At 66.3% G+C, this 25556-nt stretch carries 29 protein-coding genes; 20 read left to right on the top strand and 9 right to left on the bottom strand.

The features are described from left to right. The first annotated feature begins 1 nt into the window (after nucleotide 1). Genes HU752_RS03235 through HU752_RS03145 form a run of 19 tightly spaced genes read left to right on the top strand, consistent with a single transcriptional unit; the run spans nucleotide 2 to nucleotide 17245 of the window. The gene (locus HU752_RS03235) at nucleotides 2-256 is read left to right on the top strand and encodes an acyl carrier protein (RefSeq protein WP_054060673.1); all 255 of its coding nucleotides are present in this window, start codon (nucleotides 2-4) and stop codon (nucleotides 254-256) included. Further along, complete coding sequence (locus HU752_RS03230) at nucleotides 253-798, top strand: COG4648 family protein (RefSeq protein WP_186683234.1); 546 nt, start codon at nucleotides 253-255, stop codon at nucleotides 796-798. The genes HU752_RS03235 and HU752_RS03230 overlap by 4 nt, the downstream gene beginning before the upstream one ends. After that, nucleotides 795-2465: an ApeI family dehydratase gene (locus HU752_RS03225; RefSeq protein WP_186683231.1), complete on the top strand. Its 1671-nt coding sequence runs from the start codon at nucleotides 795-797 to the stop codon at nucleotides 2463-2465. The genes HU752_RS03230 and HU752_RS03225 overlap by 4 nt, the downstream gene beginning before the upstream one ends. Continuing rightward, nucleotides 2458-3192 carry a glycosyltransferase family 2 protein gene (locus HU752_RS03220; protein ID WP_186683229.1) on the top strand — a complete coding sequence of 245 codons (735 nt, stop codon included), beginning with the start codon at nucleotides 2458-2460 and terminating at the stop codon, nucleotides 3190-3192. Before HU752_RS03225 ends, HU752_RS03220 begins: the two co-directional genes overlap by 8 nt. After that, nucleotides 3189-4127 (top strand): lysophospholipid acyltransferase family protein, encoded by a 939-nt coding sequence (locus tag HU752_RS03215; protein WP_186683227.1) that lies wholly within the window; start codon nucleotides 3189-3191, stop codon nucleotides 4125-4127. The genes HU752_RS03220 and HU752_RS03215 overlap by 4 nt, the downstream gene beginning before the upstream one ends. Further along, on the top strand, nucleotides 4108-5652 hold the full coding sequence (locus HU752_RS03210; protein ID WP_186683225.1) for an HAL/PAL/TAL family ammonia-lyase: 1545 nt from the start codon (nucleotides 4108-4110) through the stop codon (nucleotides 5650-5652). Before HU752_RS03215 ends, HU752_RS03210 begins: the two co-directional genes overlap by 20 nt. Next, nucleotides 5645-6070, top strand: coding sequence for an acyl-CoA thioesterase (locus tag HU752_RS03205; protein WP_186683223.1), 426 nt, complete (start codon nucleotides 5645-5647; stop codon nucleotides 6068-6070). Before HU752_RS03210 ends, HU752_RS03205 begins: the two co-directional genes overlap by 8 nt. Further along, nucleotides 6067-6771, top strand: a complete 705-nt coding sequence (locus HU752_RS03200; RefSeq protein ID WP_186683220.1) for an outer membrane lipoprotein carrier protein LolA — start codon at nucleotides 6067-6069, stop codon at nucleotides 6769-6771. Before HU752_RS03205 ends, HU752_RS03200 begins: the two co-directional genes overlap by 4 nt. Then, the gene (locus HU752_RS03195) at nucleotides 6755-9094 is read left to right on the top strand and encodes an MMPL family transporter (RefSeq protein WP_186683218.1); all 2340 of its coding nucleotides are present in this window, start codon (nucleotides 6755-6757) and stop codon (nucleotides 9092-9094) included. Before HU752_RS03200 ends, HU752_RS03195 begins: the two co-directional genes overlap by 17 nt. Further along, nucleotides 9091-10248, top strand: coding sequence for a sodium:proton antiporter (locus HU752_RS03190; RefSeq protein WP_186683216.1), 1158 nt, complete (start codon nucleotides 9091-9093; stop codon nucleotides 10246-10248). The genes HU752_RS03195 and HU752_RS03190 overlap by 4 nt, the downstream gene beginning before the upstream one ends. Continuing rightward, nucleotides 10239-11486 carry an NAD(P)/FAD-dependent oxidoreductase gene (locus HU752_RS03185; RefSeq protein WP_186683214.1) on the top strand — a complete coding sequence of 416 codons (1248 nt, stop codon included), beginning with the start codon at nucleotides 10239-10241 and terminating at the stop codon, nucleotides 11484-11486. Before HU752_RS03190 ends, HU752_RS03185 begins: the two co-directional genes overlap by 10 nt. Beyond that, complete coding sequence (locus HU752_RS03180) at nucleotides 11483-12217, top strand: class I SAM-dependent methyltransferase (protein ID WP_186683212.1); 735 nt, start codon at nucleotides 11483-11485, stop codon at nucleotides 12215-12217. Before HU752_RS03185 ends, HU752_RS03180 begins: the two co-directional genes overlap by 4 nt. After that, on the top strand, nucleotides 12214-12696 hold the full coding sequence (locus HU752_RS03175) for a DUF3261 domain-containing protein (protein ID WP_186683210.1): 483 nt from the start codon (nucleotides 12214-12216) through the stop codon (nucleotides 12694-12696). The genes HU752_RS03180 and HU752_RS03175 overlap by 4 nt, the downstream gene beginning before the upstream one ends. Continuing rightward, nucleotides 12693-13889 (top strand): beta-ketoacyl-[acyl-carrier-protein] synthase family protein, encoded by a 1197-nt coding sequence (locus HU752_RS03170; RefSeq protein WP_186683208.1) that lies wholly within the window; start codon nucleotides 12693-12695, stop codon nucleotides 13887-13889. Before HU752_RS03175 ends, HU752_RS03170 begins: the two co-directional genes overlap by 4 nt. Next, entirely contained in the window at nucleotides 13886-14350 is a 465-nt protein-coding gene (locus HU752_RS03165) for a hotdog family protein (RefSeq protein WP_186683206.1), read from the top strand. Before HU752_RS03170 ends, HU752_RS03165 begins: the two co-directional genes overlap by 4 nt. Beyond that, nucleotides 14343-15071 carry a 3-ketoacyl-ACP reductase FabG2 gene (locus HU752_RS03160; protein ID WP_186683204.1) on the top strand — a complete coding sequence of 243 codons (729 nt, stop codon included), beginning with the start codon at nucleotides 14343-14345 and terminating at the stop codon, nucleotides 15069-15071. Before HU752_RS03165 ends, HU752_RS03160 begins: the two co-directional genes overlap by 8 nt. Beyond that, nucleotides 15071-16297, top strand: coding sequence for a beta-ketoacyl-ACP synthase (locus HU752_RS03155; protein WP_186683202.1), 1227 nt, complete (start codon nucleotides 15071-15073; stop codon nucleotides 16295-16297). The genes HU752_RS03160 and HU752_RS03155 overlap by 1 nt, the downstream gene beginning before the upstream one ends. A 21-nt stretch (nucleotides 16298-16318) precedes the next feature. Beyond that, a complete protein-coding gene (locus HU752_RS03150; protein WP_186683200.1) occupies nucleotides 16319-16759 on the top strand; it encodes a hypothetical protein in 441 nt (146 codons plus the stop codon). Nucleotides 16760-16798: 39 nt separating this feature from the next. Continuing rightward, nucleotides 16799-17245 (top strand): excinuclease, encoded by a 447-nt coding sequence (locus HU752_RS03145; protein WP_186683198.1) that lies wholly within the window; start codon nucleotides 16799-16801, stop codon nucleotides 17243-17245. A gap of 588 nt (nucleotides 17246-17833) precedes the next feature. Here the strand turns inward: HU752_RS03145 and HU752_RS03140 are convergent. Beyond that, nucleotides 17834-18721 carry a LysR family transcriptional regulator gene (locus tag HU752_RS03140; RefSeq protein ID WP_186688917.1) on the bottom strand — a complete coding sequence of 296 codons (888 nt, stop codon included), beginning with the start codon at nucleotides 18719-18721 and terminating at the stop codon, nucleotides 17834-17836. Nucleotides 18722-18872: 151 nt separating this feature from the next. On the opposite strand from HU752_RS03140, the gene HU752_RS03135 reads away from it, so the two are divergent. Next, nucleotides 18873-20117: an MFS transporter gene (locus HU752_RS03135; RefSeq protein ID WP_437182351.1), complete on the top strand. Its 1245-nt coding sequence runs from the start codon at nucleotides 18873-18875 to the stop codon at nucleotides 20115-20117. Nucleotide 20118: 1 nt separating this feature from the next. Here HU752_RS03135 and HU752_RS03130 read toward each other — a convergent pair whose 3' ends face one another. Genes HU752_RS03130 through gspF form a run of 8 tightly spaced genes read right to left on the bottom strand, consistent with a single transcriptional unit; the run spans nucleotide 20119 to nucleotide 25554 of the window. Then, complete coding sequence (locus HU752_RS03130; RefSeq protein WP_186688911.1) at nucleotides 20119-20583, bottom strand: type II secretion system protein M; 465 nt, start codon at nucleotides 20581-20583, stop codon at nucleotides 20119-20121. Further along, on the bottom strand, nucleotides 20580-21677 hold the full coding sequence (gene gspL / locus HU752_RS03125; RefSeq protein WP_186688895.1) for a type II secretion system protein GspL: 1098 nt from the start codon (nucleotides 21675-21677) through the stop codon (nucleotides 20580-20582). The genes HU752_RS03130 and gspL overlap by 4 nt, the downstream gene beginning before the upstream one ends. Then, the gene (locus tag HU752_RS03120) at nucleotides 21674-22531 is read right to left on the bottom strand and encodes a type II secretion system minor pseudopilin (RefSeq protein ID WP_186688892.1); all 858 of its coding nucleotides are present in this window, start codon (nucleotides 22529-22531) and stop codon (nucleotides 21674-21676) included. Before HU752_RS03120 ends, gspL begins: the two co-directional genes overlap by 4 nt. Then, entirely contained in the window at nucleotides 22528-23073 is a 546-nt protein-coding gene (gspJ, locus tag HU752_RS03115; protein WP_186688889.1) for a type II secretion system minor pseudopilin GspJ, read from the bottom strand. Before gspJ ends, HU752_RS03120 begins: the two co-directional genes overlap by 4 nt. Further along, a complete protein-coding gene (gspI, locus tag HU752_RS03110) occupies nucleotides 23070-23447 on the bottom strand; it encodes a type II secretion system minor pseudopilin GspI (RefSeq protein ID WP_186688886.1) in 378 nt (125 codons plus the stop codon). The genes gspJ and gspI overlap by 4 nt, the downstream gene beginning before the upstream one ends. Next, nucleotides 23437-23907: a type II secretion system minor pseudopilin GspH gene (gene gspH / locus HU752_RS03105; protein ID WP_186688883.1), complete on the bottom strand. Its 471-nt coding sequence runs from the start codon at nucleotides 23905-23907 to the stop codon at nucleotides 23437-23439. The genes gspI and gspH overlap by 11 nt, the downstream gene beginning before the upstream one ends. A 3-nt stretch (nucleotides 23908-23910) precedes the next feature. Further along, a complete protein-coding gene (gspG, locus tag HU752_RS03100) occupies nucleotides 23911-24351 on the bottom strand; it encodes a type II secretion system major pseudopilin GspG (protein ID WP_186688880.1) in 441 nt (146 codons plus the stop codon). A gap of 3 nt (nucleotides 24352-24354) precedes the next feature. Then, nucleotides 24355-25554: a type II secretion system inner membrane protein GspF gene (gene gspF, locus HU752_RS03095; protein WP_186688877.1), complete on the bottom strand. Its 1200-nt coding sequence runs from the start codon at nucleotides 25552-25554 to the stop codon at nucleotides 24355-24357. Nucleotides 25555-25556: the final 2 nt, after the last annotated feature.

Here is a 25556-nt window from a genome sequence, read left to right as displayed (position 1 = left end):
CATGCAAACCCGTGAAGACATCTTCAACACCCTGCGCGATGCCCTGGTCGAACTGTTCGAGCTCGAGCCCGAGCGCGTCACCCTGGACAGCAACCTGTACCAGGACCTGGAAATCGACAGCATCGATGCCGTGGACCTGATCGACCATATCAAGCGCCAGACCGGCAAGAAGATCGCCGCCGAGGAGTTCAAGGCGGTCCGTACCGTCAACGACGTGGTCGAGGCCGTGTTCCGGCTGGTCCAGCCGGCCGCATGAGTCGACTGATCGGCCTGGGCCTGCTGTTGGCGGGCCTGCTGTACCCCTTTGCGGTGTATTTCGGCATGGAGCATTTCGCCCCCTGGCAGTTCGGGCTGTTGCTCGGCAGCCTGTGGCTGGCCCGCGCGCTGACCGGCGAACGCAAGCCAGGAAGCCTGTGGATGGCCCTGTGCGCCATCGTCTTCTGCGGCTTGCTCGGGTTGCTGAACAGCCCGGCACTGCTGCGCTGGTACCCGGTGCTGATCAGCGGCTTCATGCTCGGTCTGTTCGGCCTGAGCCTGAAGTTCGGCCCGCCAATGGCCGAGCGGCTGGCACGGCTGAGCGAGCCGGAACTGCCGGACGTGGCGATTCGCTACACACGCCGGGTGACGCAGGTCTGGAGCCTGTTCTTTCTCTGTAACGGCCTGCTCGCCGCCGCCCTCACCCTCTGGGCACCGCTGAGCTGGTGGACGTTGTACAACGGCCTGATCGCCTACGGCTTGATGGGCCTGCTGTTTGCCATTGAATGGCTGATACGACAACGCGTAAGAGGCCGCGCATGAATTGGATAAACCTTGAGCAGTTGCTGCTCAAGATGCACGCCGGGCGTGCCGTGACAATCGATCCGCCGCTGGACCACGCCCAGTTGGGCCAGCGCGCCCTGGGCCTGGCCGCCGCCTTGCGCGAGCGCAACGTGCAACGCCTGGCGCTGCACCTGGAAGACGCCGGTGAACTGGCGATCGCCCTGCTCGGTGCCTGGCGGGCCGGCGTGGCCGTGCTGCTGTTGCCTGACCTGCAGGACCAGACCCGCCAACGCTGGGCAGCCCAGGTCGACTTGTGGCTGATCGATAGCACCGACCTCGCCTACCTGCAGGCCGAGCCACTGGAGCCGGCGGCGCTGGATCTCGACCTGTGCCGCCTGAGCCTGTGCACCTCAGGCTCCAGCGGCGAGCCCAAGCTCATCGACAAGAGCCTGCGCCAGCTGGCCAACGAAGTGCTTGCGCTGGAACAGCTGTGGGGTGCCGACCTCGGCCAGGCCTGCATCATCGGCAGCGTCGCGGCCCAGCATATCTATGGCCTGCTGTTTCGCGTGCTCTGGCCGCTGTGTGCCGGACGCCCCTTCGTGCGCAGGCAACTGGCGTTCCCCGAGGACCTGCAACGCAGCAGCCGCGAACACCCGCAGTTCGCCTGGGTCGCCAGCCCGGCGCTGCTCAAGCGCATGGGCGACAACCTCGACTGGCCGGCGCTGAGCGCGGTGCGCCGAGTGTTCTCCTCCGGCGGCGCACTGCCGGAAGAGGCCGCCGGCAGTCTGCAGCGACGCCTGGGACAATGGCCGACGGAAATTCTCGGCAGCTCGGAAACCGGCGGCATCGCCTGGCGCCAGGGCGACCGGCTGTGGCGCCCGTTCGCCGACGTCCGCCTGAGCCAGGATGCCGACGGCGCCCTGCAGGTCGCCTCGTCCTACCTGCCGCAGGGGCATGTCGAACAGACCGCCGACGCGGCGCGCTTCGAGGCCGATGGACGCTTCGAACTGCTCGGCCGACTCGACCGCATCGTCAAGCTGGAGGAGAAACGTATCTCTCTGCCGATGCTCGAACAGGCCCTGCTGGAGCATCCCTGGGTCGCCGAGGCGCGACTGGGCGTGGTGCAGGAAAACCGCGCCTATCTCGGCGCCTTGCTGGTGCTCTCCGCAAAGGGCCTGCACACCCTGCGCAACCAGGGCCGACGCGCCTTGACCGAAGCCCTGCGCCAGCATCTGCTCAAGCACTGCGAAGCCCTGGCGCTGCCACGGCGTTGGCGCCTGCTGCGGCAACTGCCGCTCAACGCCCAGGGCAAGCTGCCGCAGGCCGAGGTCCAGGCGCTGTTGCAGGCGCCACGTCCGAAAGCGCCGGAGGTGCTTGCGCAACACCAGACGGACGGCGAATGGCTGCTGCAACTGGCCGTTCCGCCGGATCTCGCCTACTTCAGCGGCCACTTCCCCGTCACCCCGGTACTGCCGGGCGTGGTCCAGGTGAACTGGGCCCTGGAGCTGGGTCGCGAGCGACTGGAGCTGCCGGCGCAATTCGCCGGCATGGAAGTGCTGAAGTTCCAGCAGCTGGTACGCCCTGGCGACCAGGTCGAGTTGAGCCTGCGCTTCGACCAGGAGCGCGGCAAACTCTACTTCGCCTTCCGCAACGGGGAAGCCGCCTGTTCCAGCGGGCGTATCGTACTGGAGGCAGCACATGCATAGGCCGTGTGCAGTGATTCCGGTGTACAACCACGAGACAGCCGTGCCCGCAGTGGTCGAAGCCCTGCTGGCTGCCGGCCTGCCCTGCGTGCTGGTCGACGATGCCAGCAGCGCGGCCTGCGCCGCGGTGCTGGAGCGCCTGGCCGAAGGCGAAAACACCTTCCTGGTCAAGCTGCCGGTCAACCAGGGCAAGGGCGGTGCGGTCATGGCCGGCCTGCGCGAAGCCTCGCGGCGCGGTTTCAGCCACGCCCTGCAGGTGGATGCCGACGGCCAGCACGACCTGCAGGATGTCGCGACCTTTCTTGACGCGTCCCGCAGCCACCCCGAAGCGCTGATCTGCGGCTACCCGCAGTATGACGAGAGCGTGCCCAAGGGCCGGCTCTATGCCCGCTACCTGACCCACGTCTGGGTATGGATCAACAGCCTGTCGCTGCAGATTCCCGACTCCATGTGCGGTTTTCGGGTCTACCCGCTGCCGCCGGTGCTGGCGCTGATCGACAGTGCCCGGATCGGCAAGCGCATGGACTTCGACCCGGAAATCCTCGTGCGCCTGTCCTGGCGCAACCAGCCCATGCGCTGGTTGCCGACCCGGGTCCACTATCCGCAGGACGGCCTGTCGCACTTTCGCCTATTCCACGACAACGCACTGATTTCCGGCATGCATACCCGGCTGTTCTTCGGCATGTTGCTACGCCTGCCGAGTATCCTCTGGCGACGGTGGCGGGCATGAGCGACACGCAGAAACACTGGGCCGACCACCAGGAGCGCGGCAGTTTCTGGCTGATGAAACTCACCGCCTTCGGCGTCCGGGTGCTCGGCCGACGGCTGCTCAGCCCGGTGTTGCACGGCATCGTCCTGTACTTCTTCCTGTTCGGCCGCAGTGCCCGGCAGAGCGCCTGGCAATACCAGCAGCGCCTGGCCGCGTGGAGCGGCCAGAGCGCGCTGCAGCCGACACGGCTGAAAGTCTTCCGCCAGTTCATGGCTTTTGCCGATGCGCTGCTGGACAAGCTCGACGTGTGGAACGGCAAGCTGGGCATCGAGCAGATCAACATCATCGACCCGGCCCTGCTGCGCGACCAACTGCGCGGCGAGCGCGGGCAGATGCTGGTCGGCGCCCACCTGGGCAACCTGGAGGTCTGCCGCGCGCTGGCCGAACTGGGTGAAAAGGTCACCATGAACGTGCTGGTCCACACCAAGCACGCCGAGCGTTTCAACCGCCTGCTGGGCGAAGCCGGCGCGACCAACCTGCGGCTGATCCAGGTCAGCGAGCTGGACCCGGCGATCATGTTGCAACTGAGCCAGCGCCTGGACCGCGGCGAATGGCTGGCGATCGCCGGCGACCGCGTGCCGCTGCATGGCGGGCGCAACGTGCGGGTGGACTTTCTCGGCCACCCGGCGGCGTTCCCGCAAGGCCCGTGGCTGCTGGCCGGGCTGCTCAAATGCCCGGTCAACCTGCTGTTCTGCCTGAAGCTCGAGGGGCGTTATCACGTCACCCTCGAACCCTTCGCCGAAGCCGTGCAGTGGAAGCGCGGCGATCGCGAGCAGGTCATCGCCCAGTGGACCGCCCGCTATGCCGAGCGCCTGGGCCAGTACTGCCTGCAAGCGCCCCAACAATGGTTCAATTTCTACCCTTTCTGGAAGACCGATGACAATGCATCCGCTTGAGCCGGTAACCTTCGGCGAACTCCCGCTGCGCATCGAGGACGTGCTGGCCCTGGCCAACCGTCAGGTGCCGACGCAACTGCAAGACGACCCGGCCTACCGCCAGCGCATCGCCAAGGGCGCACAGTTCCTGGATTCGCTACTGGACAAGGAAGGCGTGATCTATGGCGTCACCACCGGCTACGGCGACTCCTGCGTGGTCGCGGTACCGCTGCAGCACGTCGAGGCGCTGCCACGTCATCTCTACACCTTCCACGGCTGCGGCCTGGGCAAGCTGCTCGACCCGCAGGCCACCCGCGCCGTGCTCGCCGCCCGCTTGCAGTCGCTGTGCCACGGGGTTTCCGGAGTCCGCGTGGAACTGCTGGAGCGCCTGCAGGCGTTTCTCGACCTGGACATCCTGCCGCTGATTCCCGAAGAGGGCTCGGTCGGCGCCAGCGGCGACCTGACCCCGCTGTCCTACGTGGCGGCAACCCTGTCCGGCGAGCGTGAAGTGCTGTTCCGTGGCGAGCGCCGCCAAGCCAGCGACGTGCATCGCGAGCTGGGCTGGGACCCGCTGGTCCTGCGGCCCAAGGAAGCCCTGGCGCTGATGAACGGCACTGCGGTGATGACCGGCCTGGCCTGCCTGGCATTCGCACGTGCCGACTACCTGCTGCGCCTGGCGACCCGCATCACCGCGCTGAACGTCGTCGCGCTGCAGGGCAACCCGGAGCACTTCGACGAGCGCCTGTTCGCCGCCAAGCCACACCCGGGCCAGATGCAGGTGGCCGCCTGGCTGCGCCAGGACCTGGCCATCGACGCGCCGACCGCGCCGCTGCATCGCCTGCAGGATCGCTACTCGCTGCGTTGCGCCCCGCATGTGCTCGGCGTGCTGGCCGACAGCCTGGGCTGGCTGCGCGGCTTCATCGAGACCGAACTGAACAGCGCCAACGACAACCCGATCATCGACGCCGAGCAGGAACGCGTCCTGCACGGCGGGCACTTCTACGGCGGGCATATCGCCTTCGCCATGGACAGCCTGAAGAACCTGGTGGCCAACGTCGCCGATCTGCTCGACCGCCAGCTCGCCCTGCTGGTGGACGTGCGCTACAACCACGGCCTGCCGAGCAACCTGTCCGGTTCGAGCAGCGAACGCGCCATGCTCAACCATGGTTTCAAGGCCGTGCAGATCGGCGCCAGTGCCTGGACCGCCGAGGCGCTGAAAAACACCCTGCCGGCGAGCGTGTTTTCGCGTTCAACCGAGTGCCATAACCAGGATAAGGTCAGCATGGGCACCATCGCCGCCCGCGACGCCATTCGCGTGCTGGAGCTGACCGAACAGGTTGCCGCCGCCACGCTGCTGGCCGCCAACCAGGGTGTCTGGCTGCGCAGCCGGGAAGCCGACGCCCGCCCATTGCCGCCAGCACTGGCGGTGATGCAGGAAGAACTGGCCCGGGACTTCCCGCCGCTGATCGAGGACCGAGCCCTGGAAAACGAACTGCGCCTGTGCTTGCAACGCATCGGCGAACAACACTGGAGGCTGCATGCGTAGCCGAGGCGTACTGCACGTCGATACGGAGATCCTCGTGCCGTTCTTCGACGTCGATACCATGCACGTGGTCTGGCACGGCCACTACGTGAAGTACCTGGAAGTGGCCCGCTGCGCGCTGCTGGAGCACATCGGCCACGACTACGTGCAGATGCGCGAGTCCGGCTACGCCTGGCCGGTGATCGACCTGCAACTGCGCTACGTGCGCGGTGCGGTGTTCGGCCAGAAGATCAACGTTCGCGCCGACCTGGTGGAATGGGAAAACCGCCTGAAGGTGAACTACCTGATCACCGACCTCGCCAGCGGCGAGCGCCTGACCCGCGCCAGCACGGTGCAGGTCGCGGTGCACATCGAAAGCCGCGAGATGCAGCTGGCTTCACCGAAAGTGTTCGTCGACGCAGTTGAAAAGGTGCTCGCATGAACTTCATCACACCTCTGTCCTGTGGGAGCCGGCTTGCTGGCGATAGCACCCGCAGGATCGCTGCAAGACTCAAGGGCCTCATCGCCAGCAAGCCAGCTCCTACAGGGATCGTGCGTGGTCTGCTGCTGGTGTTGTGCCTGGGACTTGCCGGGAAGGCGGCGGCCTTCGACCTGCAACAGTTGAGCGAACAGTTGGCCAAGCCCTCGGTGATCCACGGCAGTTTCATCCAGGAAAAACACCTGCGCGCCCTGCCACAGCCGCTGACCAGCAAGGGCACCTTCGTCCTCGCCAGGGACCATGGCCTGCTGTGGCTGCTCAAGACGCCACTGCAACAGGACTACCGCATCACGGCCAAGGGCATCGCCCGACGCGATGGCAGCGGCTGGCAGATGGTCCCGAACAAGAGCGCCGGCGCGGAGCAGAACCGCCTGTTCATCGCCGTGCTGCAAGGCGACAGCAGTGGCCTGCAGCGCGACTTCGAGCTGCAACTGCAAGGCGAGGCGAACGACTGGAAGCTGACCCTGACGCCGCGCTCGGTGCTGCTCAAGCAGATCTTCACCCGCATCAACATCGACGGCGGCACCCTGGTGCAACGCATCGAGCTGCAGGAAACCCAGGGCGACAGCACCGTCCTGCGCATGCAGGACAGCACGGCCAGTCAACCCCTGAGCGAAGCGGAGCAGCATGACTTTGCCGAGTGAACGCCTGCTGCCGCGCCTGTTCCTGATCCTGCTGCTGGCGGTGCTCGCACTCGCCGGCTGGCAGTGGCGGCACGGCGCGCCGCTGTCGGCGAACCTGATGGAGCTGGTGCCGGGCTCTTCGCCCGATGCGCTGGACCTCAAGGCCGAACAGCGCATGCAGGAACCGCTGAACCGGGAAATCCTGGTACTGGTCGGCCAGGCTGATCGCCAGCAGGCCATCGCCATGGCGCGCCAGTTGGGCGAGCGCTGGCAGGCCAGCGGGCTGTTCGAGAAGGTCCAGTGGGACCTGCAGGCCGACCTGCCCGCGCTGCGCGAGCAACTGCTGCGGGGCCGCCTGGCCATGCTGTCGGCGAAAGACCGCCGACAATTGATCGACGACCCGGCGGCCTTCATCCAGCAACGGGTACAAACCCTGTTCGACCCGTTCGCCGGTTTCAGCCTGGTGCCGAGCCAGGACGACTGGCTCGGCCTGACCGGGCGCATCCAGAACAGCCAGCCACAACGTGGCGCGGTGCAGCTGGATATTGGTAGCGGCGCCCTGGTGGCCGACGCCGACGGCAAGAGCTGGGTGCTGCTGCGGGCCCGCACCACCGGCAATGCCTTCGACATGAAGCTGCCGCTGCAAGTGGCCGAACTGCTCAGGCAGAGCCGCGAGCAAGCGAGCCAAGCCGACGTGCAATTGCTGGCTGCCAGCGGACTGCTGTACGCCGCCAGCGGCCAGCAGCAGGCGACCCGGGAAATCACCTGGGTCGGTGGCGGCGCCACCCTGGGCATTCTCCTGCTGTTGCTGCTGGCGTTCCGTCGTTGGCGGGTGCTGCTGGCCTTCGTGCCGGTACTGGTGGGCATGCTGTTCGGCGCCGTGGCCTGTGTGGCGTTTTTCGGTCACATGCACGTGATGACGCTGGTGCTCGGCTCCAGCCTGATCGGCGTAGCGGTGGACTACCCGTTGCACTACCTGTCCAAGAGCTGGAGCCTCAAGCCCTGGCACAGCTGGCCGGCTCTGCGCGTGACCTTGTCCGGCCTGAGCCTGAGCCTGGCCACCAGTTGCATCGGCTACCTGGCCCTGGCCTGGACACCCTTCCCGGCACTGACCCAGATCGCAGTGTTCTCCGCCGCCGGCCTGCTTGGTGCCTACCTGACCGCAGTGTGCCTGCTCCCGGCGCTGCTCAAGGGGGCCGACCTGCGCCCGGCGCAGTGGCCGCTCAAGGCCTGCGAGGCCTTGCTGGCGCTGCGCGAGAAGCTGCTGCAGAAACTCGGCAGCCCAGTGCTGCTGGGCCTGTTGCTGCTGTTCTGCGCCGGGGGCCTGTGGCAACTGGGCACGAAAAACGATATCCGCCAGTGGGTCGGCGCACCGCCGCAATTGCAGGCCGAGGCCCAGGCCATTGCGCGAATCACCGGCTACCAGCCGACCAGCCAGTTCTTCCTGGTCCGCGCCGCCGACCAACAGCAACTGCTGGAACGCCAGGCCGCGCTGGGCAAGCGTCTCGGGCAACTGGTCAGCCTGGACAAGCTGCAAGGCTACCTGTCACTGAACCAACTGGTCAGCCTGCCCAGCGAGCAGCAGCGCCTGCGTGACTCGCTCCAGCAATTGCCGCAACACTGGCAACCGCTGCTCGACCTCGGCGTACCACCAGCGGCCCTGCAGCAGGAACTGGCCGAACTCCAGGCCCTGCCGATCGAGGATATCGACAGCGCCCTGGCCGGCCCCCTCGGCGAACCCTGGCGGGTGCTCTGGCTCGGCCCGTACGCCGATGGCGTGGCCGGCATGGTCAGTCTGCAGGGCCTGAACAACGCAGAGCTGCTGCGCATCCAGGCGGTGGACCTGCCGGGCGTGCAGTTGGTGGATCGTCTCGGTGACCTGAACAAGGTATTCGCCGCCACGCAGATCAGTGCGGCGGAACTGAAGCTCGCGTCCTGCGTGCTGATCGTGCTGTTGCTGATCCTGCCATTCGGCCTCGGCGGCGCCTTGCGCATTGTCTCCCTGCCCTTGCTGGCGGCGCTGTGCAGCCTGGCCAGCCTCGGCTGGCTGGGGCAACCGCTGACCCTGTTCAGCCTGTTCGGCCTGCTCCTGGTCACGGCCATCAGCGTCGACTACGCGATTCTCATGCGCGAGCGGATCGGCGGCGCGGCGGTCAGCCTGCTCGGCACCCTGCTGGCGGCGCTGACCACCTGGCTGTCGTTCGGCCTGCTGGCGATTTCCAGTACCCCGGCGGTGAGCAACTTCGGCCTGTCGGTCAGCCTCGGCCTGGCCTTCAGCTTCCTGCTCGCGCCCTGGGCCGGGCAGCAATCCCCTGCCCATGCGAAGAGGGAACTCGCATCATGATGATCCTGCTGTTCTGGGGCATGGCACTGGCCGCCTTCGCGGCAGTCACCCGTATCGGCCGGCACTTCGGCCTGGTACCGATCGTCAGCCAGTTGCTGCTGGCGACCTTCGGCCTGCCGCTGCTGATGCTGTTCTGGATCGAACCGCACTGGCAGTTGAGCGGTGCCGCGCTGGTCGCGCCGGCATGGCTGAAGACACTCTACGGTTTCGCCTTCGCCCTGGTACTGGGCAGCATCCTCGGCGACGTGATCGAACTGAAGCTGGACCGCGAAAGCCTGAAGATCGCCCTGCCGAGCTTCTGCGTGCCGTTCGCCTGCGGGCTGGCCTGCGCCGTCTGGCTGCTGCCGGAACAGCACTGGCTGAACGCCCTGGCGATCGGCCTGGTGTTCGCCATCACCGCGATCCCGGTGCTCTATCTCTATCTCAAACACATCGGCTACCCCCTCGCCGCCACCCGCCGCCTGGTGCAGACCGCGATCCTGATCGACCTGGCCTGCTGGACCCTGTTCGGCCTGGCCCAGGGCAGCCTGCACCTGGGCAGCCTGCTGTTGCCGCTGGGCGGGGCCCTGTTGCCGCTGGCCCTGCATGGCTGCCGGGTACGCCAGCCGTTGGTCTATGGCCTGGGCTTCTTCGGCCTGCTGGTGGTGGCCGAACACTACAAGCTCAACGCGCTGATCTTCGGCATCGGCTATTTGCTCTGCATGGCCTGGCTCAAGGTGCCGCTGGTACCGCCGCTCAAGCCCGAGTGGATGAGCCGCCTGCAGATCGGCGTGGCGGTTCCGCTGATCCTCACCTTCGGTATCGTGCAGATCAACGTGCACAGTGCCCTGAGCAGCCTGAGCCTGCTGCAGTTCGTCGCGCTGCTGCTGGCCCCGGTCGCCAGCAAGCTGCTGGGCAACTGGCTGGGCCTGGGCTGGGCCGGTCGGTCGTTTCCCGGCGCCAGCCGCTGGAAGGAAAGCCTGCTGCTCAACATTCGCGGCTTGAGTGAGATCGTCTTCCTCAACCTGCTCCTGCAACAACAGCTGATCAGTCCGGCGCTGTACTTCGCGCTGATGCTGATGGGCCTGCTCGCCACGCTGCTGCCAGCGCTGGCAGGCATGAATCGAATTCCCTTGAATAGCGCCGAGACCGGCAAGGAGCCCGTGTGCCAATGACTGAAATGGAACGCCGTGAAGTGCTGGTGATAGGCGCCGGTCCTTCCGGTGCGATTGCCGCCGCCCTGCTCAAGCGCCAGGGTCATGATGTACTGATCGTCGAGCGCCAGCATTTCCCGCGCTTTTCCATTGGCGAAAGCCTGCTGTCCCACTGCCTGGACTTCGTCGAGGAAGCCGGGATGCTCGACGCCGTCAACGCCGCCGGCTTCCAGTTGAAAAACGGCGCGGCCTTCGCCTGGGGCGACCGCTACAGCGCCTTCGACTTCGGCAAGACCTTCAGCAACGGCAAGCCAACCACCTTCCAGGTCCAGCGCGCCGATTTCGACAAACTGCTGGCGGACCAGGCCGCCTTGCAAGGGGTGGAAATCCGCTACGGCGAAGAGATCGTCGGCGCCGACTTCGAGCGTCCGCAACCCCAGGTGCAAGTCCGGCGCGAAGACGGTAGCGAGTATCGGCTCGAAGCCCGCTTCGTCCTCGATGCCAGCGGCTACGGCCGCGTGCTGCCGCGCCTGCTGGACCTGGAGGCACCGTCGGGTTTCCCGGTGCGCCAGGCCGTGTTCACCCACATCGAGGACCGTATCGACCACCCTGCGTTCGAGCGGGAGAAAATCCTCATCACCACCCACCCGGAAAAACGCGACATCTGGTTCTGGACCATCCCGTTCAGCAACGGTCGCTGCTCCCTCGGGGTGGTCGCCGACGCCAGCCACTTCGCCGGTCGCGGCGACGACCTCGATGCCTGCCTGAAGGGTTTCGTTGCCGAAACCCCGAGCCTGCAACGCGTGCTGGAAAACGCCGAGTGGGACACCCCGGCCCGGGCCATCGGCGGCTACTCGGCCAACGTCAAGAGCCTGCACGGCCCGGGCTACGCGCTACTGGGCAATGCGGCGGAATTCCTCGACCCGGTGTTCTCCTCCGGCGTGACCATCGCCATGCGCTCGGCCAGCATGGCCGCGGGCCTGCTGCACCGGCAGTTGCAGGGTGAAAGCGTCGATTGGCAGTGCGACTTCGCCGAACCGTTGAAACGGGGTGTCGACACCTTCCGCTGCTACGTCGAAGGCTGGTACGCCGGGACCTTCCAGGATGTGATCTACCATCCCGGCAGCTCGGAGGAAATCCGCGCCATGATCAGCTCGATCCTCGCCGGCTATGCCTGGGACGAGCGCAACCCCTTTGTCAGTGAGCCCAAGCGTCGCCTGCGGATGCTCTCGGAAATCTGTGCGAGCACCCCGGCATGAGCAATCAGTACCTGAGCGATACTTACGTCGAGGAAACCCGTTTCGGCTTCTGGTTCCTGCGCAGCCACACCTGGCAGCATCATGTGCTGCGCGTGGCGATCAACGACCTGCGACGGCTGTTCAGCGAAGAGCTGCCGGAAAACCCGGTGCTGCTCGATGCCGGCTGCGGCCAGGGCAAGTCCTTCCAGTACCTGCAGCAGGTATTCGCACCGCAGCGGCTGATCGGTCTCGATGCCGACCCGCACAGCCTGGAGCTGTCCGCCGAGGAGGCCCGACGGCGCAATCTCGACATCGAGCTGATCGGCAGCGACTGCGCGACCCTCGACGTGGCCTCCGAGAGCGTCGATATCCTGTTCTGCCACCAGACCTTCCACCACCTGGTCCAGCAGGACCGGGCCCTGGCCGAGTTCTATCGAGTGCTCAAGCCGGGCGGCTACCTGCTGTTCGCCGAATCCACCGAGGCCTACATCGACACCTGGGTGATCCGCTGGCTGTTCCGCCATCCGATGCACGTGCAGAAAAGCGCCGGGCAGTACCTGGAGATGATCCGTGACCAGGGCTTCGAGTTCACGGAAAAGAACGTCTCGTACCCCTACCTGTGGTGGAGCCGGGCCAAGGACTTCGGCCTGCTCGAGCGCCTGCGCCTGAAGAACCCGCCGCCCTTCGGCCAGCGCGAGGAAACCCTGGTCAACGTGGTCGCCCGCAAACCCCTGGCAGGTCATAGCAAATGATGCGTGCATTGTTGCTGGGCTGTTTCCTGCTGCTGGGCGCCTGCGCCAGCCGCCTGCCGCTGCCCCTGCACACCCCGACGCTGAGCCTGCCGCAGCAGTTGCTGGTCGAGCGCCAGCAGGATGGCATGCGCCAGGACTGGCTGCTGGTGATCCAGCGCGAAGCCGGTGGCCTGCGCTGGTCGTTGATGGACCCGCTGGGCATCCCGTTGGCGCGCCAGCTGCTGCAAGAGGGCGAGTGGCACGCCGACGGCCTGCTGCCGCCCAACCCGCAGGCCCGCGAGCTGTTTGCCGCCTTGCTGTTCGCCCTGACGCCACAGGCCGAGTTGGCGACCAACTATCCCACCGCCCACCAGCAGGCCGGGCAGCGGGAACTGGGTGGGCAATGGCGGGTCAGTTATCGCCAGCCGTTGTTTTTCAGCCTCGACCTGCCGCAAGGTCTGCACTACAGCATCAGCCCGTTGAACGAGAGCGCGCCATGACCGCCTACCTGAACGCCCTCGGCCTGATCTGCGCCCTGGGTCGCGACAAGCAGGAAGTCGCCCGTAACCTGTTCGCCGGCGACTGCTCCGGGGTTCGCGTCGAAACCGGCTGGGTCCCCGGACGCGCACTGCCGGTCGCCGCCGTGCGCGGCGAACTGGTGGCCTTGCCCTGCGAACTGAGTGACCAGCACAGCCGCAACAACCAGTTGCTGATGGAAGCAACCCTGCAGATCGCCGAGCCGATCCGGCAAGCGATAGCCACCTATGGCCGTGAGCGCATCGGCGTGGTCCTGGGCACCAGCACCTCGGGTATCGACGAGGCCAGCCGTGGTATCGCCAGCTACCTGCGCGACCAGGCGTTCCCCGCCGACTACGACTACCGGCAGCAGGAGCTCGGCGCCCCGGCCAGCTTTCTCGCCGACTGGTTGCAACTGGATGGCCCGGCCTACGTGATTTCCACCGCCTGCACCTCCAGTGCCCGCGCCCTGATGAGCGCCCAGCGCCTGCTCGACCTGGGGCTGTGCGATGCGGTGCTGTGCGGCGGGGTCGACAGCCTGTGCAAGCTGACCCTCAACGGTTTCAGCTCGCTGGAGGCAGTGTCGGAGCAGCGCTGCAACCCGTTCTCGGTGAACCGCAACGGCATCAACATCGGTGAAGCCGCCGTGCTGTTCCTGATGACCCGCCAGCCCGGCGAGGCGCATTCGATCGCCCTGCTCGGCTCCGGCGCCAGCTGCGACGCCTACCATATCTCCGCACCGGAACCAGCCGGCAAAGGCGCCACGCAAGCGATGACCAAGGCCTTGCGCCAGGCCGGCCTGCAGCCCGGGCAGATCGCCTACCTGAACCTGCACGGCACCGCGACCCAGCACAACGACGCGATGGAGAGCCTGGCCGTGGCCGGGCTGTTCCCGGGCGACCTGCCCTGTTCCTCGACCAAGCCCATGACCGGCCACACCCTCGGCGCTGCCGGTGCGCTGGAGGCGGCGTTCTGCTGGTTGAGCCTGAGTGCCGAGAATCCGCAGGGCGCCCTGCCACCGCATATCTGGGACGGCCAGCCCGACCCGGCGTTGCCGGCCCTGCACTGGGCCGGCCCGCAGGACCGGCTCGACCCCACGACCCCACGCCGCCTGATGAGCAACTCGTTTGCCTTCGGCGGCAACAATGTCAGCCTGATTATCGGAGACGCCCCATGATCGATTGGCCGCTCGCCGAATTGCTGCCTCACGCCGGTGACATGATCCTGATCGATCAGGTCCTGGCCTTCGATGAAGAGCAGATCCGGACCCGCCTCACCGTACGCCCCGGTGGCCTGTTCAACCGCGAGGACGGCAGCCTGCCAGCCTGGGTCGGTATCGAGCTGATGGCCCAGAGCGTGGCCGCCTATGCCGGCTGCCGCGCCCGCAGCGAGGGCCGGCCGGTGGAGCTGGGGTTCCTGCTCGGTACCCGCAAGTTCGAATGCAACGTCGAACATTTCCCGCAGGGCAGCGAGTTGACCATCCACGCCCAGCGTTCCCTGGAAGACGACAACGGCATGGGGGTATTCGAATGCCACCTCAGCGGTCCGTCCATCCAGGCCTCGGCGCGCCTGAACGTGTTCCGTCCGCCCCAGGCCGCCGACTATCTCAACGAATCACAGGAATCCAGCCATGACTGACTCCATTCTGGTAACCGGCTCCAGCCGTGGCATCGGCCGTGCTATCGCCCTGCGCCTGGCCCAGGCCGGCCATGACCTGGTACTGCACTGCCGCAGCGGCCGTGCCGAAGCCGACGCCGTACAGGCCGAGATCCAGGCACTGGGCCGCAACGCCCGGGTGCTGCAATTCGACGTGTCCGAACGGGAGACCTGCCGGGCCATTCTCGAAGCCGACGTCGAGGCCCACGGTGCCTACTACGGCGTGGTACTCAACGCCGGCCTGACCCGCGACGGCGCCTTCCCGGCGCTCTCGGACGACGACTGGGACCAGGTGCTGCGCACCAATCTCGACGGCTTCTACAACGTGCTGCACCCGTTGATGATGCCAATGATCCGCCGTCGCGCGCCGGGTCGGGTGGTCTGCATCACCTCGGTATCCGGCCTGATCGGCAACCGTGGCCAGGTCAACTACAGTGCCTCGAAGGCCGGCCTGATCGGCGCGGCGAAGGCCCTGGCCATCGAGCTGGGCAAACGAAAAATCACCGTCAACTGCGTGGCCCCGGGGCTGATCGACACCGCCATGCTCGATGAAAACGTCCCGGTGGAAGAACTGCTGAAAATGATCCCCGCGCAGCGCATGGGCACTGCGGAAGAAGTCGCCGGCGCGGTGAACTTCCTCATGTCCGCCGAAGCGGCCTATATCACCCGGCAGGTCCTGGCCGTCAACGGAGGCCTGTGCTGATGAAGCGCGTCGTCGTCACCGGCATGGCCGGCATCACCTCGCTGGGCAGCGACTGGGCCAGCATCGAAGCGAACTTCCGTGCGAGCCGCAGCGGCATCCGGCGCATGGACGAATGGAACCGCTTCAGTGAACTCAACACCCGCCTCGCCGGGCCGGTGGATGACTACGCGGTGCCGTCCCACTGGACCCGCAAGCAGCTGCGCAGCATGGGCCGGGTCTCACGCTTCGCCGTCGGCGCCGCCGAGATGGCCCTGGCCGATGCCGGCCTGCTCGGCAACGAGATCATCCGCGACGGGCGCATGGGTGTCGCCTGTGGCTCGTCCACCGGCAGCACCGACGAGATCAAGGCCTTCGGCATGATGCTGATCAACTCGGTGGCCGAGGGACTGAACGCCAACTCCTACGTCCGCATGATGCCCCACACCACCGCGGCCAACATCAGTATCTTCTTCGGCCTCACCGGCCGCCTGATCCCCACCTCCAGCGCCTGTACCAGCGGCAGCCAGGGCATCGGCTATGCCTACGAGGCGATCAAGTTCGGCCGCCTGCCGATGATGCTCGCCGGTGGTGCCGAGGAACTCTGCGCCACCGAGGCCATGGTGTTCGATGCGCTCTACGCCACCAGCCTGAAGAACGATGCCCCGCACACCAGTCCACGCCCCTACGACAGCGGTCGCGATGGCCTGGTGATCGGTGAGGGCGGCGGCATGCTGGTGCTCGAGGAACTGGAACATGCCCTGGCCCGCGGCGCGCATATCCATGCGGAAATCGTCGGGTTCGGCAGCAATGCCGATGGCCAGCACGCCACCCGTCCGGAGCAGGCCACCATGCGCCGGGCCATGGAGCTGGCACTGGAGGATGCCGGGCTCACTCCCGATGCCATCGGCTACGTGAACGGCCATGGCACCGCCACCGAACAGGGAGACATCGCCGAGACCCTGGCGACCCAGAGCCTGTTCGGCAGCCGCATGCCCATCAGTTCGCAGAAGAGCTTCCTCGGCCACACCCTAGGCGCCTGTGGTGCGCTGGAGTCCTGGTTCAGCATCGAGATGATGAACCGCGACAGTTACGTGCACACGCTCAACCTCGACCAGGTCGACCCGCAATGCGCCGAACTGGACTACCTGCGCGGCGAGTTCCGGCAGATGAGCAACGAGTACGTGATGAACAACAACTTTGCCTTCGGTGGCGTGAACACCTCGCTGGTGTTCCGTCGCTGGTCCTGATTTACCCACTGGAGAAATGGAATGTCCCTGTTTCGCGTTGTACTGATCGCCCTGGCCCTACTGACGACCGCCGGTTGCACCAGCAAGAAGATCTTCACCCCGACCCGCACCGTCACCCCCGAAATCCAGGCCAGCCAGGAGCAGATGAAGCAGGCGATCCTGACCACCCTGGTCAAGCGCAAGTGGAGCGTGCAGCGGGTCAACCCGTCGCAGATCCAGGCCGAGATCACCGTGCGGGAGAAATTCCACGTCGAGATCGACATCAACTACAGCACCAGCGGCTACACCATCGCCTATCGCGACAGCAGCGGCATGGACTACAAGGACGGCAAGATCCACAAGAACTACATCCGCTGGGTGCGCCTGCTGGACCGGGGCATCCTGCGTGAACTGCGCGATCACGATGCCGAGAGCACCGCGCGCGCCATCGGTGTCGGCGAGCCGCAGCCACTCAGCCAGTAACCCCGTTTCTTCCGTGCATCAAAAGACAAGGAGTTGACCATGAAGATGAAAACCTTGGCCGCAGTGGCCACGTTGGCGCTGTGCAGCCTGCCGGGCCTGAGCCAGGCACGCGATACCACCCTGAACCTGCCGTTCGACAAGGTGGTGGCCGAAGCGGTCAGCACCGGCAAGATCGATGGCAAGGTCAAGTTCTACCTGGCGGGCAATACGCCAAAGGGCAAGGTCACCGTGGTCAGCCCGGGCGCGGTCACCAACAAGAAGACCAACGCCTTCAACAAGAGCGACGAGGAAGCCTGCGCCTGGGCCCTGCAATCGGCGCTGATCACCCTGGATGAGGCGGCAAAAAAGGCCGGGGCGAACGCGGTGACCAACATCGTCAGCTACTACAAGCGTAACGAAACCAGGAGCCCGACCACCTACGAATGCCATGCCGGCGCATTCATCGGCGGCGTGGCGCTGAAGGGCGACCTGTCGAAAGTGCAGTAACCGTCCCTAGAGGTGGGCAACCTCTAATAAGTGGTGAGCGGGCTTGCCCGCGCTGGGCCGCGAAGCGGCCCCAAAAGCAGGTGACTCGTTAAACCTGACAAAACGAGCCGCCTGGTTTTACGACTGCTGCGCAGCCGAGCGTGGGCAAGCCCACTCGCCACGAGGTCGGTACTTCGCTCGCAAGCCCTTGTCAGTTGAAAGACCTCGCCCTTCACTCACGAGACATTTCCTGAATGGCACGATCAGTGAGGAGCAACACCCTATTGTGGTGAGCGGGCTTGCCCGCGCCGGGCCGCGAAGCGGACCCAAAAGCAGGTGACTCGTTAAACCTGACAAAACGAGCCGCCTGGTTTTACGACTGCTACGCAGCCGAGCGTGGGCAAGCCCACTCGCCACGAGGTCGGTACTTCGCTCGCAAGCCCTTGTCTCAGTTGGAAGACCTCGCCCTTCACTCACGAGACATTTCCTGAATGGCACGATCAGTGAGGAGCAACACCCTATTGTGGTGAGCGGGCTTGCCCGCGCCGGGCCGCGAAGCGGACCCAGAACCAGACAACCCGGTACATCTGAAATGACGAGCTACCCGGTCTACAACCGCTGCGTCAGCAACTCGACAAACGCCTTGGCCATCGGTGACTTCTGGTCCTTGCGCTGCACCAGCCATACCGACGAGATCGCGTCCGGGTCGAGCAGGCGCCGGTAGACCACGCCATCGATACGGATGCGCTGGTAGGAGGCCGGTAACACCGACACGCCAAGACCTGCCGCCACCAGGCCAATGATGGTCATGGCCTCGCCCGCTTCCTGGGCGAAGTGCGGGCTGAAGCCGGCCTGGCGCGCCAGCGTCATCAACTGCGCATACAGGCCGCTGCCGTAGCTGCGTGGAAAGAACACGAAAGGTTCCTGAGCCAGTTCCGAGAGGTACAGCCCCGCCTCGCTGCCACTGGCCAGCGGATGCTTGGCGCTAAGCACCGCCACCAGCGGTTCACGCATCAACTCGACGACATGCAGGGCATCGGGCAGCGGCAACGGACGCATCAGGCCGACCTCGATCGACTCGTCCATCAACGCGTCGGCGACCATCTTGCTGCTCATTTCCCGCAGGTTCAGGTGCACCGCCGGATAGGACTGGCGGAACGAGAAAATCACCTGGGGAATCGTCGAGTTGAACGGCGCCGACGAGGTGAAACCGATCTTCAGCTCGCCCAGCTCACCCAACTGGGCCCGCCGGGCCACATCCGCCGCCTTGTCGACCTGCGCCAGCACCAGCCGGGCTTCTTCGAGGAACAACCGACCGGCCTCGCTGAGCTCGACCCGACGATTGGTACGTTCGAACAGGCGCGCGCCCAGTTCCTGCTCCAGCGCCTGGATCTGCTGGCTCAGCGGTGGCTGGGAGATGCCCAGCAGCTCTGCGGCGCGGCCAAAATGCAACTCCTCGGCCACAGCGATGAAGTAGCGCAGGTGACGCAATTCCATGGAGACCTCATTGATTCGTTTAACATATCAAACAGGTCGAACAATATATTGGAAAGAATATTTAGCCAGCTATATGATTTTTTCACTGCCTGACCGAATGCACCTTCCGAGGTCCACCGTGAAAACTGCTGTTGCCCCGCTCGCCCACGAAATCCCCCCCGATGTATCGAACGATACGCCCCCCCGCCCCAGCGACACCTACATCGAGAAAGGCACCCCGGCGTTCATGCGCACCGTGCTGGCGCTGTTTTCCGGCGGTTTCGCGACCTTCGCCCTGCTCTACTGCGTGCAGCCGATGATGCCGGTGCTCTCGAAGGAATATGGGATCAACGCCGCCCGGAGCAGCCTGATCCTGTCGGTGGCCACGGCGATGCTGGCGATCGGCCTGCTGATCACCGGACCGATTTCCGACAGCCTCGGGCGCAAGCCGGTGATGGTGGTGGCGCTGTTCAGTGCCGCGCTGTTCACCCTTCTCGGCGCCTTCATGCCCAACTGGCAGGGCGTGCTGCTCATGCGGGCCCTGGTGGGCCTGTCGCTGAGCGGCCTGGCGGCAGTGGGCATGACCTACCTGAGCGAAGAGATCCATCCCCAGCACATCGGCTTCGCCATGGGCCTGTATATCGGCGGCAACGCCATCGGCGGGATGAGCGGACGGCTGATCATCGGCGTGCTGATCGACTTCGTCAGCTGGCACACCGCGCTGCTGGTCATCGGCGGCCTGGCGCTGATCGCCGCGACGGTGTTCTGGCGGATCCTGCCGGAATCGCGCAACTTCCGCCCGAGCAAGCTCAACACCCGCAACCTGATCAGCGGCTTCACCCTCCACTTCCGCGATGCCGGCCTGCCCTGGCTGTTCCTTGAGGCGTTCCTGCTGATGGGCGCCTTCGTGACCCTGTTCAACTACATCGGCTATCGCCTGCTGGCCGAGCCCTACGGCCTGAGCCAGGCGTTCGTCGGCCTGCTGTCGATCGTCTACCTGTCGGGCATCTACAGCTCGGCACAGATCGGCGCGCTGGCCGACAAGCTGGGCCGGCGCAAGGTACTGTGGTCGATGATCCTGATCATGCTGCTGGGCATCGCCCTGACGCTGGCGACGCCGCTGCCGGTGGTCATCGGCGGGGTGCTGCTGTTTACCTTCGGTTTCTTCGGCGCCCACTCGGTGGCCAGCAGCTGGATCGGCCGCCGCGCCCTCAAGGCCAAGGGACAAGCCTCGTCGCTGTACCTGTTCTGCTACTACGCCGGCTCCAGCGTCGCCGGTACCCTGGGCGGCGTGGCCTGGCACTACGGCGCCTGGAACGGTATCGGCCTGTTCATTGGCAGCCTGCTGCTGGTGGCCTTGCTGGTAGCCCTGAAACTGGCGCGGTTGCCGGTGCTGGCAAGCAACCAGGCAGCCTGAGTCAGGGGACCAGCCACACGACCCTGGCCTCCAGCTGTTGCCCGCGCGGCTCCAGGCTCAAGCTCTGCAACCGCCCTCCACCCTGCTCGATCCGGTCCAGCCAGCCGAGCAGGGCCAGGGCCTCCCCCGAAAGCGTCAGGCGTAGCGACTGGCCGTCCTGGTCCAACTGCTGCAACTCCAGTCCGGCCGCCCGGGCGGTCTCGCCCAGGTGGGTCGACAACGGCTGTGCCGATTCCGCTCGGGCCGCCGCCGGCCGCGCCTGCTGCACCTCGATGAGCAGGGCCAGGCGTTGCTGGTAAAGACGCTCGGCCTTGTCCAGGCGTTGCTGCGCCGGTTGCCAGAACCCCATGAACAGCAGCACCGCCAGCAGGAAGGCTCCCAGCCCGAGCAGCCACTGGCGCTCTCGCTGGGCCAGGCGCTGCCAGCGCTCGTTCAGCAGGCCCCTCTTCGGCAGGCGCTTGATCATCGGTTCTGCTCCGCCAGGGTCAGCAGCGCACGCACGCGGCTGCGCTCCTTGCTCGCGGTGCCGAGCCGGATGGGCAACTGCTGTTGCCGCCCGCGCTCGCGCAGCCGCTCCAGCTCGGTGAAATCACCGGTCGTCAGCGCCAGCGTCCAGCCCGTCCCGGCCCGATACTCGATACGCTGGACCTCGACGCCACTGCCCCCGATCACCTGCTCGACCAGTTGCACCAGCCGGGCCATCTGCCTGGTTTTTTCCGTCTCGTCGGCAGCGAGCGCCCTGAGCTGGGCCGCCAGGTCGACGACCCGGGTCTGCTGCGGATAGAGCGCCTGGAAATGCCGGACGCTCTGTGCGTAAAGCTGCGCGGCCCGGGTCTCCAGGTCATGGCTGCGAACCTGGGTGAATCCCCAGGACAGGACGAACAGTGCCAGCAAGGTCGCCAACAGCGGTCGCCACGGCTTGTGCAGGCCGGCGGGTCGAAAGGGGCCCTGAAGCAACTCCGTCCCCTGCCCCGCGCCCAGCAGCTCCCGGACCCGATCCGATTGCGCGTGATCCAGCCGGCACACGTCGGCCGGCAAGCGCGCAAGCAGTTGCTGGAAAGCGGGCTCAGGCAGTGCCAGACGCATCTCCAGCGCTCCGCCCAGCAGCCAGCGACCGCCCCACCAGACACCATGGGGCTGGCCTGGAGGCAACAGATCGGCATCCACCTGGACGCTCATCAGCCGCAGGCCCGACTGCCGCAACAGCTCGACGATGCCACCAAAGCGCACCTTGTCGACGACCCACAAGGGATAGCGGCGAGCCGAATCGGGCTCGCCCACCACCAGGTGCAGGTGATCCGGATCGTCCGTCAGTTGCTCTTCGAGTGCATAGGCCAACGCCTGGGCAGTCGGTCGCCGGCGCCCCGGCCACGGCTCGCTGCGCAGCCAGCTGCAGAGTTCCATCGGCAGCACCACTCGTGCGGCGTTCCCCGCCAGGAATGCGGCCGCTTCGGCCAGGGTCAGGTCATGCCTGTCATCAGGGCCTGGCCAACAGGAGACCGGCCAGTGTTCGTCAGGCGCATCGAGCCCTGCCGGGTAGAGGTAGAGCCACGCGTTCATGGAAGCGGTTCACCTTGGATTGGAGACAGAAAGCGGCGCTGCACGACACGCGCCTGCCGGGTTTTCGGATCGAGCTCCAGGTCGCTGACCAGTCGCAGGCGGCTGCTCCCGGCGGCCACTTCGGCCGTGATCCGGAACCAGCGGCTAGCCACGCCCAGGCCATGAGCGGAGATGCCACGCCCCTTGAGGCCGGAGACCAGGGCAAAGGTGCCAGCATCCGGATAGCCGTCGAGAGGCCGCCGCTCGATGAGCATCTGCGCCTCGCTTTCACTCATGTCCTCCAGGATCGACACCAGCAAAGCCCGGGAGGTGTTGACGTTGAGCGGGGCCTCAAGCGGCAGCAAGGCGACCCAGGGTTCCAGGCGCCGCAGACTTGATGCGTCCATATCGGGCAACAGCCGCAACTGGCTCAGGTCACGCACCTCGACACCCCGCAGCGGCGCAAGGTCGATAGCGGCGATGCCCAGCCGCGCCAGCAACCGGGCCCAGCGCGCCCAGGCGATTTCGTCGGCCTTTCCGGGAGCGAGCAGCGGCGTCAGGTTGAAGCGACCGGCCAGATCCTCGATCTGCAGGTGCAACTCGACACCCGGCAAGACCAGCGGTAACGGCCTCCGAGCCCACTCCTGGGACAGGTTGACGTTCCGGGAAGCGGGCCCAGGTTCCTGCAAAAGTTGCGCGGCCCAGCCCTCGGCGGCAATCGCCCACTGGCGCAACTGCACCTGGTGGAGAGACTGGGTGGTGCCTTGCAAGGCCAGACGGTGACTGCGCAGCAGGTTACCGGCCAGCAGCAGGGCCAGGGCCATGATCAGCAGCACGGTGATCAGCGCCACGCCTTGCTGACGAGAGGGGCTCATGCGCCCTCCGGCAGCAGGATGACCCGGCGGATCCGATCGAAACGCCCGGTGGACAACGTCACCTCGACCGCTCGCGGCGGCTTGGCGCCGGTTGGCCAGTCATCACGCCAGCCAGCCTTGGGATCGTGGAAGCGCCAGCGCAACCCACGTACATCGCCGAGCAGCCGCTGCTTGTGCGGGACGACCCGTTCGGGGCTACGGCTGTGACGCCAGAGGTCGTGCGCTTCAAGTCGATAGCTGACCTCCTGGCGCTCGCTGCGCGGCTGGTCCAGCGGGTTGCGCCAGTTGCCGCGCTGCAGGCTCAAGGCCCCCTCGCGCAGGCTTAGCGCCGGAGAATCCCGCGACACGCCCACCTGCATCAGATCACGCTCCAGCACAGCGAATGCCCGTTGCAGGCTGCGCAGCGCCTGTCCATGCCCCAACACCTGCGCCTGCACCCGCGACAGGCCTTCGTAGAGTCGCCAACTGCCGAGGCTCAGCAGGCTGAAGATCGCCAGGGCTATCACCAGCTCAAGCAAGGTGAAACCGCCCTGCCTGGTCATGGCTCAACCTCATGCCGTGCAACCGGCAACCAGCCCGTGAGGCGATGCAGCGGTTGCGGGTCACTGCCGAGCCGGACTTCCAGTTCAACCTGCATCAGGCGCTGGTCAACGACCGGGCTCAGCGTCTGGCTCAGGTGCCACTCACGACCATCGAAACGCTCCAGCCACTGTTGTCGTCCCGCCCCCGGTGCAGCTTGCAGGCGCAACTCGGTCAAGCGGTTGTCCGCCAGCCAGGCCGCGAACACGCGCTGCTGCAAGCTCCCCGTCTGGCGCAGCACATAGTCACTGGCCGACAGCACCGCAGCGGACAACAGGGCAAACACCGCCAGTGCCACCATGACCTCCAGCAGGGTGAAGCCACCCTCAGTCTTCATCGATGGCCGGGTCGCCAAGACCGTCTCCGGAAACCGTCAGCCAACGCCGCTGGGCGGTTTCGTAATGCAGGGTGAAGGCGCTCATTTCGTCGCTGCTCAACAACAGCAACTGCGGCTGGTTCGGCCGGTTGCCCAGTTTCAGCGGCTGCCCTTCGAGCTCCAGGCGAAAATACAGGCCGTCGGGCAGTCGATAGGCGGCACCGGCCGCACGCCACTCCGGACGCTCGTAAAGCACCACCTGATAGCCCTCGGCATCGATGCGCAGCCCGAATTCCTGGCCTTCGAGCACGGCCCGCTCGCGCAGGTGCTGCAACAGTTGCAACAGCGCCCCGGCCTCGCGGTGGGCCTGGCGCAACGGGCTGGGCTTCATCGAAAAACCGATCAACCCGGCCACCAGTCCCATGATCGCCATGGCCAGCAGCAACTCCAGCAAGGTGAAACCACGCGAGGGCCCGCGCATCGGTCAGTCGTCCCAGTTGCCGATGTCGGCGGCAAGGTCTTCGCCGCCGGCCATACCGTCGGCACCGAAGGAATAGAGATCGTACCCCCGGGCCCGGGCCCCCGGATTGAGGTACTGGTACGGAGTTCCCCAGGGGTCGACCGGCAGGCGCTTGAGATAACCCTGGGGACTCCAGTTCCTTGCCTCCGGCGCCCCCAGCGGCCGGTTCACCAGGGCCTCGAGCCCCTGCTGGGTCGAGGGATAGTGGAAGTTGTCGAGACGGTACATCTCCAGGGCCGTGCCGATGGCCTGGATATCGGTGCGCGCCGCAGTGACCTTGGCCTGGTCGGTGCGCCCCATGAACTGCGGCACCACCAGCGCGCCCAGCACGCCGATGATGACCACCACGACCATGATCTCGATCAGGGTGAAGCCACGTTGCCGAAGGGATGCGGAAGTTGTCATGGTTCAATTCACCGTTTGGTTGAGACTGAGGATCGGCAGCAGGATCGCCATGACGATCAGCAGCACGATGCCGCCCATCGCCACCAGCATCGCCGGTTCGAAGAGGCTGACGACCAGCGCGATGCGCGCCGCCAGGCTCTTCTCCTGCTGTTCGGCGGCACGCGCGAGCATGCTGTCCAGTTCACCGGCGCGTTCGCCGCTGGCGATCATGTGCAGCATCAGCGGCGGGATATCGCCGCCCTGTTCCAGGGCCCGGGTCAGGCTGCCGCCCTCGCGTACCGAACGCGCGACCTCGAGCATGCGCCCACGGATCGCCAGGTTGCCGATCACCGCGGCCGAGATTTCCAGGGCATCCACCAGGGGCACGGCACTCCTGCCGAGAATCGCCAGGGTGCTGGCGAAACGTGCCGCCTCCACGGCCCCGAGGACGCCACCCGCCAGCGGCACCCGGAGCAGCCAGGCATGCCAGCGCAAACGCAGGACCGGCTGCCGCCAGGCGCCGCGTAGCACGAGAAGCAGGCCAAGCAGCCCAGGTAACAGCAGCCAGAAGTAATCGCGCAGGCCATCGCTGAGAGCGATCAGGCCACGGGTCAACAACGGCAGTTCGCGGCCGCTGTCGGTGAAGATCCGCACCACGTCCGGCACCACGAAGCCCAGCAGAAAGCCGACGATGCCCAGTGACGCCAGCAACAGGACCAGCGGATAGACCAGCGCCAGCTGGATCTTCTGCCGGGCCTGCTGGCGTGCCTCGGTGTAATGCGCCAGTTGCTCCAGCACCTGGCCCAGGTGCCCGGAGCGTTCACCGGCGGCGATGCTGGCGCGGAACAGTTCGGGAAAGGCCCGGGGGAAACCGGCCAGCGCCGAGGACAGCGTGTACCCTTCCATGACCCGATCACGCACCGCCGCCAGCAGGTTCGCGGTGCGCCGCTTCCGACTCTGCGCCGCCAGCGCTCGCAGGGCCTCCTCAAGCGGCAGGCCGGCCTGGACCAGGGTCGACAGTTGCAGGGTCAGCAGGGCCAACTCAGCGGCTCCCAATCCGCCCGCCCCGGCTCGGCCAGAGCGCTCCCGAACCGGCCTCAACATGCTCGGCAGCAGGCCACGCTCGCGTAGCAACTGCCGGGCATGCCGTGCACTCTCGGCCTGCTGCTGGCCCCGGCAGAGTCGCCCCCGGGCATCCCGGGCCTGGTAGTCGAAGGTCGGCATCG

It is taken from the genome of Pseudomonas vanderleydeniana (assembly GCF_014268755.2).
Classification (GTDB): Bacteria; Pseudomonadota; Gammaproteobacteria; order Pseudomonadales; family Pseudomonadaceae; genus Aquipseudomonas; species Aquipseudomonas vanderleydeniana.
The sequence above is the reverse complement of the archived record's forward strand: the minus strand, read 5'-3'. Positions and strand labels throughout refer to the sequence as shown.

Bases quoted from the DNA above. Each gene is read 5' to 3' on its own strand.
- HU752_RS03235 (WP_054060673.1), top strand. From the start codon at position 2: ATGCAAACCCGTGAAGACATCTTCAACACCCTGCGCGATGCCCTGGTC.
- HU752_RS03230 (WP_186683234.1), top strand. From the start codon at position 253: ATGAGTCGACTGATCGGCCTGGGCCTGCTGTTGGCGGGCCTGCTGTAC.
- HU752_RS03225 (WP_186683231.1), top strand. From the start codon at position 795: ATGAATTGGATAAACCTTGAGCAGTTGCTGCTCAAGATGCACGCCGGG.
- HU752_RS03220 (WP_186683229.1), top strand. From the start codon at position 2,458: ATGCATAGGCCGTGTGCAGTGATTCCGGTGTACAACCACGAGACAGCC.
- HU752_RS03215 (WP_186683227.1), top strand. From the start codon at position 3,189: ATGAGCGACACGCAGAAACACTGGGCCGACCACCAGGAGCGCGGCAGT.
- HU752_RS03210 (WP_186683225.1), top strand. From the start codon at position 4,108: ATGACAATGCATCCGCTTGAGCCGGTAACCTTCGGCGAACTCCCGCTG.
- HU752_RS03205 (WP_186683223.1), top strand. From the start codon at position 5,645: ATGCGTAGCCGAGGCGTACTGCACGTCGATACGGAGATCCTCGTGCCG.
- HU752_RS03200 (WP_186683220.1), top strand. From the start codon at position 6,067: ATGAACTTCATCACACCTCTGTCCTGTGGGAGCCGGCTTGCTGGCGAT.
- HU752_RS03195 (WP_186683218.1), top strand. From the start codon at position 6,755: ATGACTTTGCCGAGTGAACGCCTGCTGCCGCGCCTGTTCCTGATCCTG.
- HU752_RS03190 (WP_186683216.1), top strand. From the start codon at position 9,091: ATGATGATCCTGCTGTTCTGGGGCATGGCACTGGCCGCCTTCGCGGCA.
- HU752_RS03180 (WP_186683212.1), top strand. From the start codon at position 11,483: ATGAGCAATCAGTACCTGAGCGATACTTACGTCGAGGAAACCCGTTTC.
- HU752_RS03175 (WP_186683210.1), top strand. From the start codon at position 12,214: ATGATGCGTGCATTGTTGCTGGGCTGTTTCCTGCTGCTGGGCGCCTGC.
- HU752_RS03170 (WP_186683208.1), top strand. From the start codon at position 12,693: ATGACCGCCTACCTGAACGCCCTCGGCCTGATCTGCGCCCTGGGTCGC.
- HU752_RS03165 (WP_186683206.1), top strand. From the start codon at position 13,886: ATGATCGATTGGCCGCTCGCCGAATTGCTGCCTCACGCCGGTGACATG.
- HU752_RS03160 (WP_186683204.1), top strand. From the start codon at position 14,343: ATGACTGACTCCATTCTGGTAACCGGCTCCAGCCGTGGCATCGGCCGT.
- HU752_RS03155 (WP_186683202.1), top strand. From the start codon at position 15,071: ATGAAGCGCGTCGTCGTCACCGGCATGGCCGGCATCACCTCGCTGGGC.
- HU752_RS03150 (WP_186683200.1), top strand. From the start codon at position 16,319: ATGTCCCTGTTTCGCGTTGTACTGATCGCCCTGGCCCTACTGACGACC.
- HU752_RS03145 (WP_186683198.1), top strand. From the start codon at position 16,799: ATGAAGATGAAAACCTTGGCCGCAGTGGCCACGTTGGCGCTGTGCAGC.
- HU752_RS03140 (WP_186688917.1), bottom strand. From the start codon at position 18,721: ATGGAATTGCGTCACCTGCGCTACTTCATCGCTGTGGCCGAGGAGTTG.
- HU752_RS03130 (WP_186688911.1), bottom strand. From the start codon at position 20,583: ATGATCAAGCGCCTGCCGAAGAGGGGCCTGCTGAACGAGCGCTGGCAG.
- gspL (WP_186688895.1), bottom strand. From the start codon at position 21,677: ATGAACGCGTGGCTCTACCTCTACCCGGCAGGGCTCGATGCGCCTGAC.
- HU752_RS03120 (WP_186688892.1), bottom strand. From the start codon at position 22,531: ATGAGCCCCTCTCGTCAGCAAGGCGTGGCGCTGATCACCGTGCTGCTG.
- gspJ (WP_186688889.1), bottom strand. From the start codon at position 23,073: ATGACCAGGCAGGGCGGTTTCACCTTGCTTGAGCTGGTGATAGCCCTG.
- gspI (WP_186688886.1), bottom strand. From the start codon at position 23,447: ATGAAGACTGAGGGTGGCTTCACCCTGCTGGAGGTCATGGTGGCACTG.
- gspH (WP_186688883.1), bottom strand. From the start codon at position 23,907: ATGCGCGGGCCCTCGCGTGGTTTCACCTTGCTGGAGTTGCTGCTGGCC.
- gspG (WP_186688880.1), bottom strand. From the start codon at position 24,351: ATGACAACTTCCGCATCCCTTCGGCAACGTGGCTTCACCCTGATCGAG.
- gspF (WP_186688877.1), bottom strand. From the start codon at position 25,554: ATGCCGACCTTCGACTACCAGGCCCGGGATGCCCGGGGGCGACTCTGC.